The sequence below is a fragment of the Chryseobacterium cucumeris genome, assembly GCF_001593385.1.
GTDB lineage: Bacteria > Bacteroidota > Bacteroidia > Flavobacteriales > Weeksellaceae > Chryseobacterium > Chryseobacterium cucumeris.
The window spans coordinates 109,624-129,412 of the sequence record NZ_LUVZ01000034.1 but is presented as its reverse complement, the minus strand read 5'-3'; the positions used below and the strand labels follow the sequence as shown (position 1 = coordinate 129,412).

The window sequence follows — 19,789 nt, the reverse complement described above, 5'->3', positions numbered from 1 at the left end:
ACAAAAAACCTTCGATTTAACCGAAGGTTTTCATTTTATGTGATCAACAATAAGTAAAATTACTTATTACTGATTATTTTATTACTTATATTTCTGTGTTTAGATCCCAGTTTTCAAGGTAGTCGTGAACATGCTTAAGCATCATTCCTCCTAGGGAACCGTCTACCACTCTGTGGTCATAAGAGTGAGACATGAACATTAAGTTTCTGATCGCAATTACATCTCCGTCAGCTGTTTCAAGAACTGCAGGCTTCTTAACGATTGCTCCGATTGCTAAAATAGCTACCTGAGGCTGAGGAATGATCGGTGTTCCCATAAGGTTACCGAAGCTTCCTACGTTAGAAATTGTATATGTTGCCCCTTGAGTATCCTCTGGTCTCAATTTCTTGTTTCTTGCTCTGTAAGCTAAATCATTGATTGCTTTTGCAAGCCCTGAAAGAGATAACTGATCTGCATTTTTGATAACTGGAACGATAAGGTTTCCGTCCGGAAGGGCAGTAGCCATACCGATGTTGATGTTTTTCTTTTTGATGATGTTTTCACCATTTACAGAAACATTGATCATTGGGAAATCCTGGATTGCCTTCACTACCGCTTTTACGAAAATAGGCATGAAAGTCAGTTTTTCACCTTCACGTTTTTCGAATACAGCTTTGTTTTTATTTCTCCATTTTACAACGTTGGTAACGTCTGTTTCAATGAAAGAAGTAACGTGTGGAGCAATTTGTTTTGCTTTCACCATGTTTTCAGCGATGATCTTTCTCATTCTGTCCATTGGAATGATCTCATCACCTGCACTTACCGGAATAGTAGCTGCCGGAGCTGATACTGCCGGTTGTGGAGTTGAAGCTGTCTGTACCGGAGCAGCCTGCTGAGCTGGCTTGCTTCCTCTGTTAGCAACATATGCTAATATATCTTCTTTGGTAATTCTTCCTTCTAAACCGCTTCCTTTGATAGATTTCAGTTCAGTTTCAGAAATATTTTCCTGTTGTGCGATAGATTTTACAAGTGGAGACAGATAAAGATCTCCTGAGAATTCTACGTTTGAAGCAGCTACTGTTTGTAGAGGCTCTTCAATCGTTTTTAAAGTTTCAGCATCCGGAGTAGCCGCCGGAGTTTCAGTTTTTACTTCTTCTGAAGCTGCGCCTTCTCCTTCAATTTCTAAAATAGCAATGGCTTCACCTACTTTTGCAACTTCATCTTTTTGCTTTAAAATTTTTACAATTTTCCCCGAAACTGGTGTCGGTACGTCTGAATCTACTTTATCTGTTGCAATTTCTACTACGGAGTCATCCTCCTTTACGTTATCACCTTCATTGAATAACCAAGTGATAATTGTCGCTTCCATAACCCCTTCTCCCATGGAAGGAAGCAATAATTTGTATTCTGCCATTTTTGATTTTTAGATTTTGACAAATATATAAAAAAAATCGGTTTTTTTAAGAAATATATAATCTTAGCTGAATTCAATATAAATATTTTCTCCCACATTCAGTCCAAACAGGCTTTTAGCGCCGTTTTTCTTGCTTCCTTTGTAGATGGTAAGCTCCAATAACTGACTATCATTGAATATTGCCGCAGACTGTCCGTGGAATTCGGTCTCCCTTTTCCAGTCTGAAACAACTTCTGTATGGCTGGAAAATATTCTTGAAAGGCTTAAATTTCTGAATTTTATGGTAAAACTGTTGTAACCTTTACTGATGTTCTCAAAAAAATCTTTATTGATATTTGATATTATATTTCCGAAATTATCAATATAAGTCACTTCACCAATAATCATCCCTTCCGATTCATTATAAACCGCTCGTGGAAACATAAGTTGTTTTGCGGTGCTTATTTTCCTTCCTATGACTTCAGGAAGTCCGCCATTGGCAAGATGCACTGCTGCAGGAACAAAAATGTCTGTAGAAGTAAAGTTGATAACGTCATCAAAACGATTGTTCAGCGTAAGTTCGTAGATGGCTTCCGGTTTAATATCAAAAAATATAAGGCTCAAAAGGCCGTTGTCTGCCGCCAGGAAGTAAGATCCGTCTGCTTTATAGAGGATATTCTTTCTTGATTTGCTGTAAAAACTGTCTACGGAAAGAATGTGAATGCTTCCTTTGGGAAAATATTTATAAGCATTTCTTACAATATATGAAGTCTGTATAAGATTGAATGCCTGGATTTCGTGGGTTATATCAATAATATTAACCTCAGGGTTTAGAGACAGAATTTTGCCTTTTACAGCAGCAACTCTGTAATCTAAATTTCCGAAATCCGAAGTAAGGGTAATAATTGACATGAGCAATTTATAGAATAGTGTAGTATTGCAAAGTTATTTAAAATAAAAAGAAAGCCCGAAAGATTGTTGAAAAGAATTTGATATAAATTTGAAAAAAAGCTTTAATTTTAAAATCTAAAAATAAAAATACTGCATGTTTGAATTAACATATGATTTGGAAGATATCGATGCGAAAATCTTCTATGGAGTTAATAACCAATATTTCAACTTAATAAAATCAAGCTTTCCAACCATTAAAATTACAGGAAGAGATCATTTTATCTTTGCCATGGGAAATCAGGAAGCTTTAGACATACTGAAACAAAAACTGGATGATATTGTCAGTTTTATCTCCAAAAACAATTCAATAGGGCTGAAAGATGTTGAAAATATATTGAATATTAAAGACGAAAATGAGAAGCAACTGGTATTCGATCAGGATATCATTGTAAAAGGAGTCAACGGAAAAGTTATTAAAGCTAAGACGACCAACCTTAAAAAGCTTGTAAAGGAAACGGAGAAAAAGGACATGGTTTTCGCCATTGGACCTGCAGGTACAGGAAAAACATATACCAGCGTTGCGTTGGCAGCAAGAGCTTTGAGAGATAAAGAAGTAAAAAGAATTATCCTGACAAGACCGGCTGTAGAAGCAGGGGAGAGTCTGGGATTTCTTCCGGGTGATCTTAAAGAAAAGCTGGATCCATATTTACAACCTTTGTATGATGCGCTTCGTGATATGATTCCGCATGAGAAACTGGAAGGTTTCATGGAGAAGAAAGTAATTGAAGTGGCACCATTGGCGTTCATGAGAGGGCGTACACTGGATGATGCTTTTGTGATTCTTGATGAAGCACAGAACACCACCCATGCTCAGATGAAAATGTTCCTTACCAGAATGGGAATGAATGCCAAGTTCATTATCACAGGAGATCCAAGCCAGATTGACCTTCCGAAAAATCAACAATCCGGATTGAAAGAGGCCATGAGAATTTTAAATGGGGTAAAAGAAATCGGATTTGTACATCTTACAGAAGAAGATGTGGTAAGACACCCGGTAGTAAGAAAGATTATCCTTGCTTATAACGACGAAGAGAAAAGACTAAGAAACGACTAATAAAAATAAGTAAAAGTTTCCATTAACCTTTTATTAACCTTAAATAAGTCGGTTAAAATTTGTTAATTTGAAAAAAATAGTTAGTTTTGCACACCTTAAATGTAAAACTAACTAAACATGAAAAAACTTTTACTTGTTGCAGCGGTCGCTGCTATGGGAATTTGTGCCAACGCACAGGAATTTCGATTTGGTCCAAAAGCCGGTTTCGCAATGTCTACTATTAAACTAGACGATAAGCAGGATGATCTTGACGGAAGAAAAATGTCTCCTAAATATACCTTCTATATCGGTGGAATGGCTGAGTACAAATTCAATGATAACTTTGCTGTTCAGGGAGAGGTTTTGTATTCACCGCTTGGAGCTAAAGAAAAGATTGACGGAGTAAACGCTGGAGGAATGTATTTTGGGGAGTCTACTAAAGTAACTTTCGGGACTCTTTTAGTTCCTGTTTCTGCAAAATACTTTATTACAGAAGGTTTCTCTGTAGCTGCAGGTGTTAATGTAGGAATCATTCTTACCGCTAAACAAAAGACTGTCATCGGTTCAGATTTCCTTGATGTAGAAATGGAAGGTGAAGGCGGTGATATAGATATTAAAAAAGATATCAAATCATTGAACCTTGCTCCGTTCTTAGGTGTTGAATATATGCTGGAAAACGGACTTTTCTTTGATGCAAGATACAGTTTAGGAGTATCCAACCTATCCAATGACAACAGCGGAGGATCTGTAAAAAACAGCTTTGCTCAGGTGGGTGTAGGTTTCAAATTCGGAGGAAACTAATTCTGAAATTTTAGAACCAATTAATAATATAAAGCAGGACAAATTTTGTTCTGCTTTTCCTGTTATAGGGCAGTTTATTCTGATGATAAAAATAATTAGTACTTTTGCACAGTAATTCAAAGCTACTAAAAAAATGAAAAAACTATTATTACTAGGTGCTTTTGCACTTTTAGGAGGTGTTGCTCAGGCGCAGGAAGGTTTTAAAATCGGTGGACATATTGGTGTTCCCGTATCAGATGCAAGTGATGTATCTTCGTTTACATTAGGAGTAGATGCAGCTTATATGTGGAATATTGCTAAAGGTCTTGACCTTGGGGTAACCACAGGATATTCTCATTTCTTCGGAAAAGATCACTTTGATGATTTCGGATTTGTTCCTGTAGCTGTTTCCGGGAAATATAGATTTAAAGGAGCTCCAATCTTTGTAGGGTTAGATCTTGGATATGGTATTTCTACAAAGGATGGAGTAGATGGCGGTTTCTATGCACAACCTAAATTTGGATATCAAATGTCTAAAGGGGAGTTGTACATCGGTTACCAATCTATCAGCAATAAGCGTGACCTACCGGGATGGGGAAGCTATAGCTGGAATGTAGGAGCTGTTAACATTGGTTATAACTTCTTCTTGAAATAAGAAAAAGCAATTGCATATGAAAACTCCGGCCAAAGACCGGAGTTTTTTGATTACTTATATATAGACTATACGGATTTCTGATCAGAAATTTTTAATAGAGTGGATGTATAACGATTAGAAATATGTGAAAATAGTCTTAAATAATAAACGATTGTTTAAATTTTAAGAGTTAATAACTTTAAAATTAGTGATTTAGGTTAATTAATTTTATCATTTTTCCAGGATTCATGAGGTTTTAGAAAAAATCGGAAAATTTAAAAAAGTAAATATATTTGAGTGTTGTTGAAAAAAAATAATTTTTTTATTCATAATATTGTGAAAAACTCAATAACATCTCTTAACTATGATTTATTTTTACAAAACCCTAAATTTTAACAATGATATTAATCACATTAACAAATTTTAATATTAGTGGTGACCACTGTAAATTTGCCCTCAGAAAGTATTAAAATTTTTTAAAATGAAAAAAATATTATTAGCGGGTGCTGTTGCACTTTTCGGTTTGTCAAACGCTCAGATTGCTAAAGGAACTACATATTTATCAGGATCTGTTGGTTATTCTCAAGTAGAAACTAACAACGGTAACCTTAAAACTGAAAACTTCAACGTATTACCTACAGTTGGATATTTCGTTAACACTAACTTAGCAATCGGATTAGGTGTAGGATACCAAACTGAAAAAACTACAACTACTACGACTACAACTATCGGAAACGCTACAACTGTAAGCGAAAATGTAATTAAGCAACCAGCTTTCGTTGTTGCTCCATTCGTAAGAAAATACTGGACTTTGTCTGACAAGTTGTATATCTTCGGACAATTAGCAGTTCCAATGCAGTTTGGAAAAACTGAAAATGAAAACAGCTCTGTAACTACAGCTGGAAACACTACAATTTCTAACTCTACTTCTACTGAAGCTAAATACACTCAAATCGGTGTAACTGTTAAGCCAGGTTTAGATTATTTCTTAAACAAAAACTGGTCTATCGAAGCTACTATCGGTGAGTTCGGTTATAGCAACTACAAGCCAAAAGATGGTGATGCTACAAACAACTACAACTTCGGATTGAATTTATCTTCTGTAACTTTCGGAGTTAAATATGTATTTGCAAAATAATAAACAAAGCATATAGCAAGAAAGCCCTGAGAAACTCTTAGGGCTTTTTTGCTATACAAAACTAATATAATAATCATGAAAAAAATCGTATTGATGGGTGCTGTGGCGCTTTTCGGTTTATCTAATGCACAGATTGCAAAAGGAACTTCTTATCTTTCAGGTCAGGTAGGATATTATCACAATGAGAAAAACGAATTTGAAACGAATAGAAAGGATGATGTGATCAGAATCCTTCCTACAGCAGGGTATTTCGTTACTAATAATCTAGCCGTGGGACTTGGTATAGGCTATAAAAGTGCTGTTACAAAATACAAATTGGGAAATCCTGCCATAAGTAATGCATTTGAAGTTAAATATATAGATAATGCTTTTGTGGTAGCTCCATTCGTGAGAAAATACTGGACTTTGTCTGATAAATTATACATCTTCGGACAGTTACAGGTTCCATTGGAGTTTGGTAAGGAAAAAATGAATGCAAAAAGTAATATTAACGATGCAGACCCTTTACTTACAGCTGCCTTGAACAGCGAAAATAGCTATACCAATATTGGAGTGAATATTAAACCAGGTCTGGACTATTTCCTGACTAAGAACTGGTCAATTGAAGCTACAATAGGAGAATTCGGGTACAATACTCACAAAAGAGATATTGACGGGGCAAAAAGAACTGATGATTACAAATTTGGAATCAGTTTGACTTCCGTGACTTTTGGAGTTAAATATGTATTTGCAAAATAATAAATAAAATAGATATATTAGCCCTGAGATAGATGTCTTAGGGCTTCTTTACTATAAAACTAATTAATAATAATCATGAAAAAAATCTTATTAGCATCAGCGATTGCTTTATTTACAGGCTTAAATGCGCAGACGACATTCGGGGTAAAGGCCGGTTATGCCTTATCAAAACTGAATTCCAATGAAAATGATTTTGAAATGGGAGGAATAGAAGGAGGTTTGAAATCCAAATCAGGCTTTTATATCGGAGGTTTGGTTGAGCATAAATTCAACAACAAATTTGCCATTCAGGGAGAGGTAGAATATGCTAACCTTGGAGGAAAAGCAGAGGTTTCAATGCCGGGTATTACCGTAACTGAAAAAATGAACCTTAACAGAATTGTAATTCCTGTGTCTGCAAGATATTATGCAACCCCTGAATTAGGAATTTATGCAGGTCCATACGTGAGTTTTAAGACCAGTAACAAGGTGAAATTTGAAATGAGCGGCCCAAATGCAGGTATGGTAGATCCTTCAGGAATCAGAGAAGGAGAGCGTTATGTAGAAAGATATTTGAATGATACGTTGAAGTCTACAGACTTTGGTTTGTTCTTAGGAGCAGATTACGCAATTTATAAAGGATTATTTGTGGATGCACGTTATAGTTTCGGTCTTACCAATATGATCAAAAATCCAGTGGATGGTGAAACTTTAAAAATGAATTTCTTTCAGTTAGGCGTAGGATACAAGTTTAAATAAACAGATCCCAATATAAAAACAAAAAACTCTCAGAAATTCTGAGAGTTTTTTTATGAATGATTTTTGATTTTCTTATTTTCCAAACATTCCACCCATTCCAGGCATATTCGGCATTTTGCTCATCATCTGCATCATTTGCTTTCCTTGAGGTCCCTGCATCATCTTCATCATTTTACCCATCTGATCGAACTGTTTCATCAATTGGTTCACATCTTCGATTTTTCTTCCGGAACCTTTAGCAATTCTTCCTTTTCTCTGTGTATTGATGATAGAAGGTCTTCTTCTTTCTTCAGGAGTCATAGAGTAGATGATGGCTTCAATATGCTTGAATGCATCATCACTGATTTCTACGTCTTTAATCGCTTTTCCAACTCCAGGAATCATTCCCATCAAATCCTTCATGTTACCCATTTTCTTGATTTGATTGATCTGCTTAAGGAAATCGTCAAAACCGAACTCGTTTTTAGCAATTTTTTTATGAAGTTTTTTAGCTTCTTCTTCGTCAAACTGCTCCTGAGCTCTTTCTACTAAGGAAACAACGTCTCCCATTCCCAGGATTCTGTCTGCCATTCTTTCCGGATAGAAAAGATCCAAAGCTTCCATTTTTTCTCCTGTAGAGATAAACTTGATTGGTTTTTCAACAACAGAACGGATTGTCAGTGCAGCTCCACCTCTGGTATCACCATCTAGTTTCGTTAAAACAACTCCGTCAAAGTTCAAAGCATCGTTGAATGCCTTTGCTGTATTCACAGCATCCTGACCTGTCATGGAGTCTACTACGAAAAGTGTTTCCTGAGGTTTGATGAAATAATGTACGGATTTGATCTCGTTCATCATCTGCTCATCAATAGCTAAACGACCTGCTGTATCCACGATCACAACATCATGACCGTTTGATTTTGCGAAATTGATAGCGTTTTCAGCAATAGTAGATGGATTGGTAGCGCCTTCTTCGGTATAAACAGGAACTTTGATCTGTCCACCCAATACTTTCAGCTGGTCAATTGCTGCAGGACGATATACGTCACATGCTACCAATAATGGTTTTTTATTTCTTTTTGTCTGTAAATAATTAGCAAGCTTTCCTGAGAAAGTCGTCTTACCAGATCCCTGAAGACCGGCAATAAGGATTACAGTAGGTTTTCCTGAAAGATTGATTCCTTCCTGAGAACCTCCCATTAGGTCTACCAGTTCATCATGAACAATTTTCGTCATCAGCTGTCCCGGAGTAAGGGAAGTAAGAACGTTTTCTCCTAATGCTTTATCCTGAACTCTCTTTGTAAGATCTTTCGCAACTTTATAGTTAACGTCGGCATCTACCAATGCTCTACGGATCTCCTTTACGGTTTCCGCCACATTGATTTCAGTAATTTTTCCTCTTCCGGAAATATTGTGTAATGCCTTGTCTAATTTATCCTGTAAACTATTAAACATATTTATTGTAAATTATAGGTTTGCAAAAATAAGGAATTTTTAGGATATCCAAAGTGTTTGAACACGTAATATTATATATATACGTAATATTATTACAAAGAAGAAAAAATGATAAATATCAAATCATAGTATAATACGATAGAAAAAGTCTATTTTTGCGATCAATTAAAATATAGAATGAAAATTAATCCCAATATTCTTGTTGTCGTTTTATTTTTTCTGACCTTCCTGGTGCATTTTTCCCTATGGAAATTTGTTTTTCACCTGGATGAGATAGTGATCATTAAATTTTACCTTTTTTTAAGTGTCATGTTTATGATGATGATCACCCTTATTATCTTAATCAATAGAGTAGCACCGGAATTTTTAGGATTGTCTGTTATTGGTTTGATCCTTTTAAAATTCGGTTTGATGTACTTAATCAGAAAAAAACTGAACTTTGAAGTGATTCCCGGCTACAAATTCCATTTTATCATGCCTTATTTTGTCCTGACAGCACTGCTTACGTACTATGCCATCAAGCTGATTAATCATGATAAAAAACAGTAAAATTATTTATTGAAACTAGAAAAAATATCATATTTTTGCACAACGAAAAAAACCTATCAATGTTTAAGAAATTCGCAGTTTTATTCTACAGTATTTTTGTATTAAACTTAGTGTCTGCACAGCATGGTGAAGCTACTGCTGGGGCAGCTCCTGCTCAAGAGCTTTCAGAGAAAGACAAAGTAAGCAAAGAAAACAAGGAGTTCATCGATCATCACTTATTAGATGCACATGATTTCACATTGATGGTTGATAAAGATGGTCACCACATCGGTTTCCCTCTTCCTGTTATTATCTATGATAACGGTTTTCACTCTTTCATGAGTAACAAAGAAGGGTTTATGCATGGTGAGCCTACTGAAGTGGATGGTTCTTTTTATTTGTTGCACCATGAGAAAATCTATAAGACTGATGCAGCTGGAACTTTAACACTTGGTGAAGACGGTCATCCAACTAACGTGAAACCTTTAGATCTTTCTATTACAAAAAGTGTATTGATTATTTTATTAGTGTCAATCTTTATGTTTGTGTTATTTGTTGGAATGGCTAAATCTTATAAGAAGTCAGCAGTTCCTACAGGAGCAGCAAGATTCTTAGAACCATTAATTATCTTTGTAAGAGACGAAGTTGCTATTCCTAATATCGGACATAAGTATAAGAGATTCATGGGGTATTTATTAACAGTGTTTTTCTTTATTCTTTTCCTTAACGTTCTTGGATTAATGCCTTTCGGAATTAATGTTACAGGTAATATTACAATGACATTCTTCCTGGCTATTCTTACGTATTTGATTACGACATTCTCAGCGAACAAAGATTACTGGAAACATATCTTCTGGATGCCAGGAGTACCGGTTCCGATGAAGTTGATCATGCTTCCAATCGAATTATTAGGAACAATCACTAAGCCATTCGCATTGATGATCCGACTTTTCGCTAACATGACAGCAGGACACATCGTAGTAATGAGTTTGATCGGATTGATTTACGTATTCAAGAATTTTATCGCAGGTGTTGCATTCCCATTCTTAACATTAGTAATTTATTTACTGGAAGTATTGGTAGCATTCCTACAGGCTTATATCTTTACTATGTTATCTGCGCTGTTCATTGGAATGGCAGTAGAAGAGCACGAGCACGAACATCATGCAGCTCACTAATTGAAATTATAAATTAAAGTAAAACAAATTTTTTAAAATTATATATTATGGAAATCCCTAAAATTGTAGGTGCTGGTATCGTAGTACTAGGTGTAGGTATCGGTCTTGGTAAAATCGGAGCTGCTGCTCTTGAAGCTATCGCTAGACAACCTGAGCAATCTGGAAAAATCCAAACAGCTATGCTTATCGCAGCTGCACTTGTAGAAGGTGTTGCGTTTGCTGCTCTATTTGCAGTAAACTAATTAAAATCAGACCATTATCTGTGACGGTTGGTTACAGGTAATGGTTCTTTAAAAAAAGTAATAATTATTTATACATTTATATAATGGAATTAATTCATCAGTTTTCATCAGGATTATTTATTATCCAGTCTGTTATTTTTCTAGCATTATTATTTTTGTTAGGTAAATTCGCTTGGAAACCTATTTTAAAGTCTATCAATGACAGAGAAACATCTATTGTTGACGCTCTTAATCAAGCTAAATTAGCTAGAAAAGAAATGGAAACTTTAAAAGAGGATAACGAAAGAATCATTCGTGAAGCTAAAATCGAAAGAGATGCGATCCTTAAAGAAGCCAGAGAGATTAAAGACAGAATCGTAGGGGAAGCTAAAGATGTTGCTAAAGCTGAAGGAGACAAAATGATCGAAGCTGCTAAACAGACTATCAACGCTGAGAAAAATGCTGCAATGGCAGACATCAAAACTCAAATCGGTACTTTATCTGTAAACATTGCTGAGTCTATCTTGAAGCAAAAGCTGGACAATAGCGAAGCTCAAAACGAATTAGTTCAAAATTATTTAAACAAATCAAACCTTAACTAAGAATGCTTACATCTAAAGTAGCTAAAAGATACGCACAAGGTTTACTTGACTTCACCAACGAATCAGGTCAAACGGCTACTGTATTTTCTGAAATGAAAGATGTAGTAAAGATCATGAAAGAGTCTGCGGACTTAAATAAATTTTTCATGACTCCTTATATCGATTCTAAAAAGAAAATAGAAGTAGCAAACGAAATTTTCAAAGGTTTATCTGTTTCTTCTCAGAACCTGATCAGATTGGTTATTAAGCACGGACGTGAAAACCAATTGAAAAATATCGCTCAGGAATTCATCAACAAAGTTGAAGACCTTAGTGGTATACAGAGAGTGACACTTACAACAGCAACTCCGCTTTCAAAAGAAAACCTTGACCAGATTTTAAGATCTACCCATCTTGTAAATGCTGATTCAAACTTTGATCTGAAAGTAAATGTGAAGCCTGAAATTCTTGGAGGATATGTTCTGAGAGTAGGTGACCAGCAGATAGATGCATCTGTGAAGACAAAATTGAACCAAGTTAAAAAAGATTTCCAATTAAATTAAGAAAAACAACCATACAATGGCAGAAATAAATCCGGCAGAAGTATCTGCGATCTTAAAACAGCAATTGGCCAACTTCGATACTCAATCCAACGTTGAGGAAGTAGGTACAGTTTTAACCATCGGTGATGGTATTGCTCGTGTATACGGGTTAGAAAACGTACAATACGGAGAGTTGGTGAAATTTTCTAGTGATGTAGAAGGTATTGTACTTAACCTTGAAGAAGACAACGTGGGGGTTGCTCTACTTGGTGAAAGTAAATTAGTAAAAGAAGGTGATACAGTAAGAAGAACAAACAGAATCTCTTCTATCAAAGTAGGAGAAGGTATGTTAGGAAGAGTAGTAGATACTCTTGGTAACCCAATCGATGGTAAAGGTCCTATTACTGGGGATTTATACGAAATGCCATTGGAAAGAAAGGCTCCTGGAGTTATCTTCAGACAGCCGGTAACTGAGCCTTTACAGTCTGGTATCGTGGCAATTGATGCGATGATCCCTGTAGGAAGAGGTCAGAGAGAGCTTATCATTGGTGACAGACAAACAGGTAAAACTACTGTTGCTATCGATACGATCATCAACCAAAAAGAATTCTTTGATGCTGGTAAACCAGTATATTGTATATATGTTGCTATCGGTCAGAAAGCTTCTACTGTAGCACAAATCGTTAAAACACTTTCTGATAAAGGAGCTTTAGCTTATACGGTAATCGTTGCAGCTAACGCATCAGATCCGGTTCCAATGCAGGTATACTCTGCAATGGCAGGAGCTTCTATCGGTGAGTTCTTCAGAGACACTGGTAGACCGGCACTTATCGTTTATGATGATTTATCTAAACAAGCTGTTGCTTACCGTGAGCTTTCTCTACTATTGAGAAGACCACCGGGCCGTGAAGCTTACCCTGGAGACGTTTTCTACCTTCACTCAAGACTATTGGAAAGAGCTGCAAAAGTAATCGCTGATGACGAAATTGCTAAGCAAATGAACGATTTGCCAGAATCTCTTAAGCCAATTGTAAAAGGTGGTGGTTCATTAACAGCCCTTCCAATTATCGAAACTCAGGCTGGTGACGTTTCTGCATATATCCCTACAAACGTAATCTCTATTACTGACGGACAGATCTTCTTGGAGTCTGATCTATTCAACTCAGGAGTTCGTCCTGCAATCAACGTAGGTATCTCTGTATCAAGGGTAGGAGGTAATGCTCAGATTAAATCAATGAAGAAAGTATCTGGTACATTGAAGCTTGACCAGGCTCAATATAAAGAACTAGAAGCGTTTGCTAAATTCGGTTCTGACCTTGATGCTTCTACTTTAGCAGTAATCTCTAAAGGAGAAAGAAACGTAGAAATCCTTAAGCAACCGGTAAACGCACCACTTCCTGTAGAAAGTCAGGTAGCGATCGTATACGCCGGAACAGAAAACTTAATGAGAAACGTTCCATTGAACAAGATTAAAGAATTCCAACACGAATATATCGAGTTCCTTAAGTCTAAGCACCCAGATACGATGGCTGCGCTTAAGGCTGGAAAAATCGATAACGATATTACAGGTGTTCTTAAGCAGGCGGCTAACGATTTAGCTTCTAAATACAACTAAAAAATTCAATGTTTAAGGTTTGAAATATAGTGTTTTAAACCTTAAACTTTAGACCTTAAACTTTGAACCCAAATTAATGGCAAACTTAAAAGAAATACGAGGCAGAATTACGTCAATTTCATCTACGATGCAGATTACACGTGCTATGAAGATGGTTTCCGCAGCGAAACTTAAAAAAGCACAGGACGCAATCGTAATGTTAAGACCTTATTCTGAAAAATTACAGGAGCTTATCCAGAATGTAAATTCTAGCTCTGATCCTGATCAGATTTCTGTATATGCTCAGAAAAGAGAGGTTAAAAGAGTATTATTCATCGCTGTTACTTCAAACAGAGGTCTTGCGGGAGCTTTTAACTCTTCTATCGTAAAAGAGCTTAACCTTCAGTTTCAGAACAACGCCCAGTACGAGGTTGAAGTTCTTCCTGTAGGTAAAAAAGTATATGATGCTGTAAGAAAAAGCCGTACGGTATATACTAACGGAAGTACTGTATATGATAATCTGAACTTTGATGCTGTTGCTCATATCACTGAAGGAGTAATGACAAGCTTCAAAGAAGGTAAATTTGACGAAGTTTATGTTATCTATAACAAATTCGTGAATGCAGCTACTCAGGAAGTAACTACAGAACAGCTTCTTCCAATCTCAATGCCGGAAAACACTGAGCCACAGGTTGAAACAGATTATATCTTTGAACCTAACAGAGCTGAAATCCTGGACAATTTGATTCCAAAGTCTATCAAAACTCAGGTTTTCAAAGCCATCTTAGATTCAGTAGCATCTGAGCACGGAGCGAGAATGACGGCAATGCACAAAGCAACAGACAACGCTCAGGCTTTAAAGAATGATCTAGTGATCTTCTACAACAAAGCAAGACAGGCTGCAATTACCAACGAAATCCTGGAAATTGTTTCCGGAGCAGAAGCTTTGAAAAATTCATAAAGAATTATTTTATCATACAATTAAAAGCACCGATCATTTCGGTGCTTTTGTGTTTATAAAGGGCTGAAACAGCCATTGACTATTCAAAAATCCCATTTTTATCAGAAAATGAGTAGCTGTTCCAATTATTTTTTTTATTTAAAAATAGCTATATTATATCAAGCCATATTTTCTTAAGAAAATTCCTTCATCGAAATAATCAATCCCAGATTCAGGCAGGTTATTTTTATTTTACATATCTTTGTAGCTAATAAAATTTATACAACCTCTAAATGGACTCGGACATAGTCAGGCTTTTGCTGGCCTTATTTCTTGTTTTACTAAATGGCTTCTTCGTAGCCGCAGAATTTTCAATTGTTAAAGTTCGTTATTCACAAATTCAGTTAAAAGCTGCAGAAGGAAACTCTATGGCTAAGCAGGCAGAACATATCATCAAACATCTTGATGAATATCTTTCCGCTACACAATTAGGAATTACATTGGCATCCCTTGCCCTTGGTTGGGTAGGAGAAAGTGCCCTGCATCATATTGTCGAAAATATTTTCACGTCTTTAAGCATTAATCTTACTCAGACAACCATTACTACCATTTCGGTAGTGACAAGTTTTGTATTGATTACCATCATGCATATTGTGTTTGGTGAGCTTATACCAAAATCAATCGCCATCAGAAAATCTGAATCAACGACAATGGCAACAGCAGTTCCGTTGAGAGTTTTCTATACGATTTTTAAACCGTTTATCTGGTTAATGAACTCCATGTCAAATGGTTTCTTAAGACTCGTAAAAATTCATCCCGCTTCCGAACAGGAAATTCACTCTACGGAAGAACTTCAGCTTCTGGTAAAACAAAGTGCAGACAGTGGTGAGATTGAAGAAGAGAACTATGAGATCATTAAAAATGCATTTGATTTTACAGATCACTCTGCCAAGCAGATCATGGTTCCAAGACAGAATATTACTTCCATAGACTTTGAGGAAGATGTCAATGATATTATCAACAAAATAATGGACAGCGGTTACTCACGAATTCCCGTTTATATTGATTCCATTGACAATGTGATCGGAATTTTCTACACAAAAGAAATTATAAGAGAATTTGTGAAGAGAAAAGGGGATCTGGATCATGAAGACCTTAAAGATTTAATGCGTGATGCCTTCTTCGTGGTGGAAAGTAAAAAAGTTTCAGACTTACTGAAGACTTTCCAGCTTAAAAAACAACATATTGCTATTGTTATCGACGAATTTGGTGGAACAGAAGGAATTATTACACTCGAAGATATTCTGGAAGAACTTGTGGGAGAAATTCAGGATGAAGAAGATGATGAAGAAAAAATTGTTGATAAAATAGCGGACAATACCTATTGGGTACAGGCTACTCAGCCTTTGGACGAAATCAACGAATTCCTTCCTAAAAAACTTCCTCTTTCCGAAGAAAGCGAGTATAACTCACTAGCAGGATTTATTCTTTATGAGCTTGAAGAAATTCCTGAAGAAAACCAGGAGTTTGATCTTGAAGATTATCACTTCAAAATTCTTAAAATGAATAACAAGAGTGTGGAACTTGTGGAACTGATTTATCAGGAACCTAATGCTATAGATAATCTGGCAGACAAAATAGGAGAAGTTTAAAAGAATGAGAATGAATTTTTATAACAGCATAAAAGATTACGAAAACCCGAAACGTCAGTACGAAGAAGAAGTTCTCGTTTTAGATGATACGGATGAAGTTTATAAACTGGTACTGCATAACGATGATATTCATACTTTTGATTATGTAATAGACTGTCTGATCGAAATATGCAAACATACCCTGGAACAGGCTGAACAATGTACAATCCTTGTTCATTATAAAGGCAAGTGTACCGTAAAAACCGGCTCAATGGACGTTTTGAAGCCTATGCACGAAAAATTAATTTCGCGTGAATTAACAAGCGAAATCGTATAAAATAAAATCCGACAAAGTAATTGTCGGATTTTTTTATTAAATCAAGAGCGTAAATTTGAGTAATAACAATAAATCATAAAGACTGACAGCTTTCCCGAAAATATTTTAATATTTAAATGCTTTAATCTTTTAAATTCTCAATACTCTTACATTGTCACATTTTATCTAAAATAGTATATTTGTACCAACTATAAAGAAACAAAAAAACAATGCTTGTAATAGGAATTGCCGGTGGTACAGGATCCGGCAAAACTACAGTTGTTGATAAGATACTTCAGCAGCTTGATATTGAGGGAATGAATATCCTCTCTCAGGATAATTATTATCACGACAACCAGGGTCTTACATTAACGGAAAGAGAAGCTCTAAACTATGACCATCCGAAATCTATAGACTTTGACTTACTGATAAAACATGTAAAAGCTTTAAAAAATAATGAGTCTATTGAACAGCCGATTTATAGCTTTGTTACCCATTCCCGAACAGGAGATCATGTCACTGTAGAACCTAAAAACGTATTGGTAGTAGAAGGAATTCTTGTTTTAACCAACAAAGAATTGCTGAAAGAATTTGATCTGAAAGTATTTGTTCATGCAGATTCTGACGAAAGGCTTATCAGGAGGATCAGAAGAGATACTCAGGAAAGAGGAAGAGATCTGAGCGAAGTATTGCACCGTTATCAGACCACATTGAAACCAATGCACCAGGAATTTATTGAGCCGTCTAAAAATGATGCAGATCTTATTATCCCTAATATGAAACAGAATTCCGTAGCGATTGATTTTTTAACTACCGTTATTAAAAATTCGTTGAAAAAACATTAAAAAATGGAAGAAAACAACCTTATCAAAGACATTCAGCCGAAATCTGAAACATTCAAACTTATCCAGAAATATGTTTTGAATAAGTATACCATTACGATCTGTCTGTTTTTGGTATGGATGATTTTTTTCGATAAAACCTCATTTCTTGTTATTAATGAACTGAATGGTGAGATTCATAAATATGAAGATCAGCTGGATTATTACAAAAAAGAATACGAGAAAAACGATGCTTTTTATAAAAAACTGATGAATAACAAGTCAGAAAAAGAAAAGTATGCGAGAGAAAATTATTTTATGAAAAAACCGAATGAAGAGATCTTTATTCTGGTAGTAGACAGCACAAAAGTAGCTAAAAAGTAATAAAAGTTGAATAGAATGACGTTAATGATGAAAAGAATTTTTAAAATTAAAATTCACTTGAGAAGCAGAATTCACCATTGACCATTCACAAATAAAAAACTAATGTCAAATACAGATATACTTTCAAACTGGGAAAATCTAGTTAAAAAACAGCTTAAAACAGAGGATATTTACCTTGTTCTAGAGAAACAAAATCTGGAAGGAATAGAGGTGAAGCCTTTTTACACAGAGGTTCAGAAACCTCTGGTCAACCTGCCAAGAGTTGAAGAAAGCACCCATTTGGTAGCGAGATATCATGAAAGTCTGGAAGAAGAAGTATTTGCATTTATTTTAGATCAGAATGTAGAAAACCTTGATCAGAAAACTCTTTTTGTAAATAATAAAGATCTTGCAGGGCATATCAGCCCTAAAGAAGAAGATCAGTATTTTTCGCTGATTGATGTCTTTAATGAAAAAGAAGGAACTATTGATGATCAGCTGGTAAAAGAATTGCTGGCCAAAGAATTTAAAAGAAATATTTGTGTAGATATTTCCTTCCATCAGAATGCAGGGGCTGCTATCTATCAACAGCTTGGAATTGCCCTTGCAAAAGCTAAGGAATTGGTGGAAGCTTATGGTGCTGAAGTTTTAAGTAAACTAATTTTCAGAATAGCCGTAGGAGGTGGTTATTTCTTTGAAATGGCCAAACTGAGAGCTTTTAAAATCGTTTTTAACCAGCTTTCCAAAGAATACGGACTGGACGAAGTTCCTTACATCTTTGCCGAGACTTCGCTGCGAAATAAAGCAGTTGCTGACAACGAAAATAACCTTATCCGTTCTACACTAGAGCTTGCTTCTGCAATGATTGGCGGGGCAGATGCTGTTTTCTCTAACAATTATCTTGTTGACAGAAGTACAGATAATTCGGAAGAGATCTCATTCAAACAACAGATTGTTCTGGCTTACGAAAGTATTATCAACGTATTTGAAGATGCTTCCAACGGAAGTTATTATGTGGAAGATATTACCCAGCAGTTTGCTGAAAAAGCATGGGATTTATTTGTTGAGATTGAAGAAGCTGGAGGATATCTTGAATTGTTGAAACAGGGAGTTATTCAGAAAAAAATCTATGATCACGCGATTCAAGAACAGCAATGGATTGAAGAAGGGAAAATAAAGCTGATCGGAGTGAATTTGTACCCTAAATTAGACGTTAAAAAGTCTATTGGAGATCTTTACAATGAAAAAGAAATAAAAGCCGTTCGTTGGGCTGAAATGTTTGAATAGAACATCCATAACACCATGAAAAAAAGTTTCCTAATTTTCCTTTTATTGTTTTTCGGATTATGTTTTTCTCAAACTGAGAAAGATTTGTATGGAAAATGGGTAGGAACAGATGCCGGAAACGCTGGCTCATTTACATTTTTTTCAGACGGTTTTGTAAAAGTAGAACTTGATGGATTGAATATTGACGGTAGAAATCATATAATTCCTGACGGACCCAATAAAGGTAAAGTTGCACAGGTAAAATATGCTGCGGATTTTTCAAAAAAAATTATAAAATTTAGTTTAATTGCATCGTACAATGATTTTAATAATAAACTTGAAGAAAGTAAATTTTTAAACGGACTTATTAAATTTGTTAATGAGAATGAATTTCTAATATTTTTCGACTTTGAAAATAAAAACCCTACAGATATTGATATTAGATCTCCAAATGTGTTGACGCTATATAAAGAAAAAAGCTTATAGTTTTTAGTAATGAAAGAAAAACTGATAGATTTATTTGAATTCACCTATCATTTCAATATTGAGATGATTAAAGTAATCTCTGAAAACAGAGAACTTGTAGATGATAAAACAATCAATCTCATTAATCATACTCTTAATGCACAACAGATCTGGAATGCCCGGATATTGGGGGAGAAAACCTTTGAAGTATGGCAGATCAATCCCTTTGAATCTTTGGTAGAAACCAATCACAAGAACTTTCTTAAAAGCATTGATATTATTAACAATTTTGATGTGGACACAAAGATAGAATATCAGAATTCAAGAGGAGCAAAGTTTGAAAATACCATTTTTGAAATGCTTTTTCATGCAGTAAATCATTCTACCTATCATAGAGGGCAAATCAATTCTTTGCTTAAACAGAAAGGTATAACACCGGTATTGACTGACTATATTTTTTATAAAAGATAATTTTAAGATAGTAATACTTTGACTCCGCTTAGTATGACACGGTTAATTATACTG

23 protein-coding genes are annotated in these 19,789 nt (G+C 35.4%); 20 read left to right on the top strand and 3 right to left on the bottom strand.

Features of this window, described 5'->3' with window-relative positions; all coding sequences use genetic code 11:
* Window positions 1–85 precede the first annotated feature (85 nt).
* Together A1704_RS15760 and A1704_RS15755 are read right to left on the bottom strand one after the other, a co-directional pair.
* A complete protein-coding gene (locus A1704_RS15760; RefSeq protein WP_062675027.1) occupies window positions 86–1,393 on the bottom strand; it encodes a dihydrolipoamide acetyltransferase family protein in 1,308 nt (435 codons plus the stop codon).
* A 63-nt stretch (window positions 1,394–1,456) separates the two neighbouring features.
* Entirely contained in the window at window positions 1,457–2,284 is an 828-nt protein-coding gene (locus A1704_RS15755; RefSeq protein WP_062675025.1) for an SAM hydrolase/SAM-dependent halogenase family protein, read from the bottom strand.
* A gap of 133 nt (window positions 2,285–2,417) precedes the next feature.
* Here A1704_RS15755 and A1704_RS15750 point away from each other — a divergent pair, with 133 nt between their 5' ends.
* From A1704_RS15750 to A1704_RS15725, 6 genes are all read left to right on the top strand, one after another.
* Window positions 2,418–3,377, top strand: a complete 960-nt coding sequence (locus A1704_RS15750; RefSeq protein ID WP_002979097.1) for a PhoH family protein — start codon at window positions 2,418–2,420, stop codon at window positions 3,375–3,377.
* A gap of 117 nt (window positions 3,378–3,494) precedes the next feature.
* Window positions 3,495–4,157, top strand: a complete 663-nt coding sequence (locus tag A1704_RS15745) for a porin family protein (protein ID WP_062675023.1) — start codon at window positions 3,495–3,497, stop codon at window positions 4,155–4,157.
* A gap of 133 nt (window positions 4,158–4,290) precedes the next feature.
* On the top strand, window positions 4,291–4,791 hold the full coding sequence (locus tag A1704_RS15740; protein ID WP_062675021.1) for a hypothetical protein: 501 nt from the start codon (window positions 4,291–4,293) through the stop codon (window positions 4,789–4,791).
* 460 nt (window positions 4,792–5,251) lie between these two features.
* Entirely contained in the window at window positions 5,252–5,908 is a 657-nt protein-coding gene (locus A1704_RS15735) for an outer membrane protein (protein WP_062675019.1), read from the top strand.
* Between the two features lie 75 nt (window positions 5,909–5,983).
* Window positions 5,984–6,646, top strand: coding sequence for an outer membrane beta-barrel protein (locus A1704_RS15730; protein WP_062675017.1), 663 nt, complete (start codon window positions 5,984–5,986; stop codon window positions 6,644–6,646).
* 75 nt (window positions 6,647–6,721) lie between these two features.
* Window positions 6,722–7,384: a porin family protein gene (locus tag A1704_RS15725; RefSeq protein WP_062675015.1), complete on the top strand. Its 663-nt coding sequence runs from the start codon at window positions 6,722–6,724 to the stop codon at window positions 7,382–7,384.
* A gap of 72 nt (window positions 7,385–7,456) precedes the next feature.
* On the opposite strand, the gene ffh is transcribed toward A1704_RS15725, so the two are convergent.
* On the bottom strand, window positions 7,457–8,818 hold the full coding sequence (gene ffh / locus A1704_RS15720) for a signal recognition particle protein (protein WP_062675013.1): 1,362 nt from the start codon (window positions 8,816–8,818) through the stop codon (window positions 7,457–7,459).
* Window positions 8,819–8,995: 177 nt separating this feature from the next.
* On the opposite strand from ffh, the gene A1704_RS15715 reads away from it, so the two are divergent.
* From A1704_RS15715 to A1704_RS15650, 14 genes are all read left to right on the top strand, one after another.
* The gene (locus A1704_RS15715) at window positions 8,996–9,367 is read left to right on the top strand and encodes a hypothetical protein (protein WP_041461471.1); all 372 of its coding nucleotides are present in this window, start codon (window positions 8,996–8,998) and stop codon (window positions 9,365–9,367) included.
* 59 nt (window positions 9,368–9,426) lie between these two features.
* Window positions 9,427–10,524, top strand: a complete 1,098-nt coding sequence (atpB, locus tag A1704_RS15710) for a F0F1 ATP synthase subunit A (protein ID WP_062675011.1) — start codon at window positions 9,427–9,429, stop codon at window positions 10,522–10,524.
* 47 nt (window positions 10,525–10,571) lie between these two features.
* Window positions 10,572–10,766: an ATP synthase F0 subunit C gene (gene atpE, locus A1704_RS15705; RefSeq protein WP_002979108.1), complete on the top strand. Its 195-nt coding sequence runs from the start codon at window positions 10,572–10,574 to the stop codon at window positions 10,764–10,766.
* Between the two features lie 83 nt (window positions 10,767–10,849).
* Window positions 10,850–11,347 carry a F0F1 ATP synthase subunit B gene (locus A1704_RS15700; RefSeq protein WP_002979110.1) on the top strand — a complete coding sequence of 166 codons (498 nt, stop codon included), beginning with the start codon at window positions 10,850–10,852 and terminating at the stop codon, window positions 11,345–11,347.
* 2 nt (window positions 11,348–11,349) lie between these two features.
* A complete protein-coding gene (gene atpH / locus A1704_RS15695; protein WP_062675009.1) occupies window positions 11,350–11,889 on the top strand; it encodes an ATP synthase F1 subunit delta in 540 nt (179 codons plus the stop codon).
* Window positions 11,890–11,905: 16 nt separating this feature from the next.
* Window positions 11,906–13,483: a F0F1 ATP synthase subunit alpha gene (gene atpA, locus A1704_RS15690; RefSeq protein WP_062675006.1), complete on the top strand. Its 1,578-nt coding sequence runs from the start codon at window positions 11,906–11,908 to the stop codon at window positions 13,481–13,483.
* A gap of 76 nt (window positions 13,484–13,559) precedes the next feature.
* Window positions 13,560–14,423, top strand: a complete 864-nt coding sequence (atpG, locus tag A1704_RS15685; RefSeq protein ID WP_062675004.1) for an ATP synthase F1 subunit gamma — start codon at window positions 13,560–13,562, stop codon at window positions 14,421–14,423.
* Window positions 14,424–14,695: 272 nt separating this feature from the next.
* Entirely contained in the window at window positions 14,696–16,054 is a 1,359-nt protein-coding gene (locus A1704_RS15680) for a hemolysin family protein (RefSeq protein ID WP_062675002.1), read from the top strand.
* A 10-nt stretch (window positions 16,055–16,064) separates the two neighbouring features.
* Window positions 16,065–16,370: an ATP-dependent Clp protease adaptor ClpS gene (locus A1704_RS15675; RefSeq protein WP_099049883.1), complete on the top strand. Its 306-nt coding sequence runs from the start codon at window positions 16,065–16,067 to the stop codon at window positions 16,368–16,370.
* 209 nt (window positions 16,371–16,579) lie between these two features.
* Entirely contained in the window at window positions 16,580–17,194 is a 615-nt protein-coding gene (gene udk / locus A1704_RS15670) for a uridine kinase (protein WP_034697618.1), read from the top strand.
* A 3-nt stretch (window positions 17,195–17,197) separates the two neighbouring features.
* Window positions 17,198–17,554, top strand: a complete 357-nt coding sequence (locus A1704_RS15665) for an FtsB family cell division protein (RefSeq protein ID WP_034697620.1) — start codon at window positions 17,198–17,200, stop codon at window positions 17,552–17,554.
* Between the two features lie 102 nt (window positions 17,555–17,656).
* The gene (locus tag A1704_RS15660) at window positions 17,657–18,820 is read left to right on the top strand and encodes a methylmalonyl-CoA mutase family protein (RefSeq protein ID WP_062675000.1); all 1,164 of its coding nucleotides are present in this window, start codon (window positions 17,657–17,659) and stop codon (window positions 18,818–18,820) included.
* 15 nt (window positions 18,821–18,835) lie between these two features.
* Window positions 18,836–19,285, top strand: a complete 450-nt coding sequence (locus A1704_RS15655) for a hypothetical protein (RefSeq protein ID WP_062674998.1) — start codon at window positions 18,836–18,838, stop codon at window positions 19,283–19,285.
* A 9-nt stretch (window positions 19,286–19,294) separates the two neighbouring features.
* Window positions 19,295–19,735 (top strand): DinB family protein, encoded by a 441-nt coding sequence (locus A1704_RS15650; RefSeq protein ID WP_062674996.1) that lies wholly within the window; start codon window positions 19,295–19,297, stop codon window positions 19,733–19,735.
* Window positions 19,736–19,789: the final 54 nt, after the last annotated feature.

Excerpts from the sequence above, each read along its gene's own strand:
- A1704_RS15650 (WP_062674996.1), top strand. The coding sequence starts at position 19,295 with ATGAAAGAAAAACTGATAGATTTATTTGAATTCACCTATCATTTCAAT.
- A1704_RS15750 (WP_002979097.1), top strand. The coding sequence starts at position 2,418 with ATGTTTGAATTAACATATGATTTGGAAGATATCGATGCGAAAATCTTC.
- atpA (WP_062675006.1), top strand. The coding sequence starts at position 11,906 with ATGGCAGAAATAAATCCGGCAGAAGTATCTGCGATCTTAAAACAGCAA.
- atpE (WP_002979108.1), top strand. The coding sequence starts at position 10,572 with ATGGAAATCCCTAAAATTGTAGGTGCTGGTATCGTAGTACTAGGTGTA.
- A1704_RS15700 (WP_002979110.1), top strand. The coding sequence starts at position 10,850 with ATGGAATTAATTCATCAGTTTTCATCAGGATTATTTATTATCCAGTCT.
- ffh (WP_062675013.1), bottom strand. The coding sequence starts at position 8,818 with ATGTTTAATAGTTTACAGGATAAATTAGACAAGGCATTACACAATATT.
- A1704_RS15745 (WP_062675023.1), top strand. The coding sequence starts at position 3,495 with ATGAAAAAACTTTTACTTGTTGCAGCGGTCGCTGCTATGGGAATTTGT.
- A1704_RS15715 (WP_041461471.1), top strand. The coding sequence starts at position 8,996 with ATGAAAATTAATCCCAATATTCTTGTTGTCGTTTTATTTTTTCTGACC.
- udk (WP_034697618.1), top strand. The coding sequence starts at position 16,580 with ATGCTTGTAATAGGAATTGCCGGTGGTACAGGATCCGGCAAAACTACA.
- atpG (WP_062675004.1), top strand. The coding sequence starts at position 13,560 with ATGGCAAACTTAAAAGAAATACGAGGCAGAATTACGTCAATTTCATCT.
- atpB (WP_062675011.1), top strand. The coding sequence starts at position 9,427 with ATGTTTAAGAAATTCGCAGTTTTATTCTACAGTATTTTTGTATTAAAC.
- A1704_RS15655 (WP_062674998.1), top strand. The coding sequence starts at position 18,836 with ATGAAAAAAAGTTTCCTAATTTTCCTTTTATTGTTTTTCGGATTATGT.
- A1704_RS15740 (WP_062675021.1), top strand. The coding sequence starts at position 4,291 with ATGAAAAAACTATTATTACTAGGTGCTTTTGCACTTTTAGGAGGTGTT.
- A1704_RS15675 (WP_099049883.1), top strand. The coding sequence starts at position 16,065 with ATGAATTTTTATAACAGCATAAAAGATTACGAAAACCCGAAACGTCAG.
- A1704_RS15665 (WP_034697620.1), top strand. The coding sequence starts at position 17,198 with ATGGAAGAAAACAACCTTATCAAAGACATTCAGCCGAAATCTGAAACA.
- A1704_RS15730 (WP_062675017.1), top strand. The coding sequence starts at position 5,984 with ATGAAAAAAATCGTATTGATGGGTGCTGTGGCGCTTTTCGGTTTATCT.
- atpH (WP_062675009.1), top strand. The coding sequence starts at position 11,350 with ATGCTTACATCTAAAGTAGCTAAAAGATACGCACAAGGTTTACTTGAC.
- A1704_RS15760 (WP_062675027.1), bottom strand. The coding sequence starts at position 1,393 with ATGGCAGAATACAAATTATTGCTTCCTTCCATGGGAGAAGGGGTTATG.
- A1704_RS15660 (WP_062675000.1), top strand. The coding sequence starts at position 17,657 with ATGTCAAATACAGATATACTTTCAAACTGGGAAAATCTAGTTAAAAAA.
- A1704_RS15755 (WP_062675025.1), bottom strand. The coding sequence starts at position 2,284 with ATGTCAATTATTACCCTTACTTCGGATTTCGGAAATTTAGATTACAGA.
- A1704_RS15725 (WP_062675015.1), top strand. The coding sequence starts at position 6,722 with ATGAAAAAAATCTTATTAGCATCAGCGATTGCTTTATTTACAGGCTTA.
- A1704_RS15680 (WP_062675002.1), top strand. The coding sequence starts at position 14,696 with ATGGACTCGGACATAGTCAGGCTTTTGCTGGCCTTATTTCTTGTTTTA.
- A1704_RS15735 (WP_062675019.1), top strand. The coding sequence starts at position 5,252 with ATGAAAAAAATATTATTAGCGGGTGCTGTTGCACTTTTCGGTTTGTCA.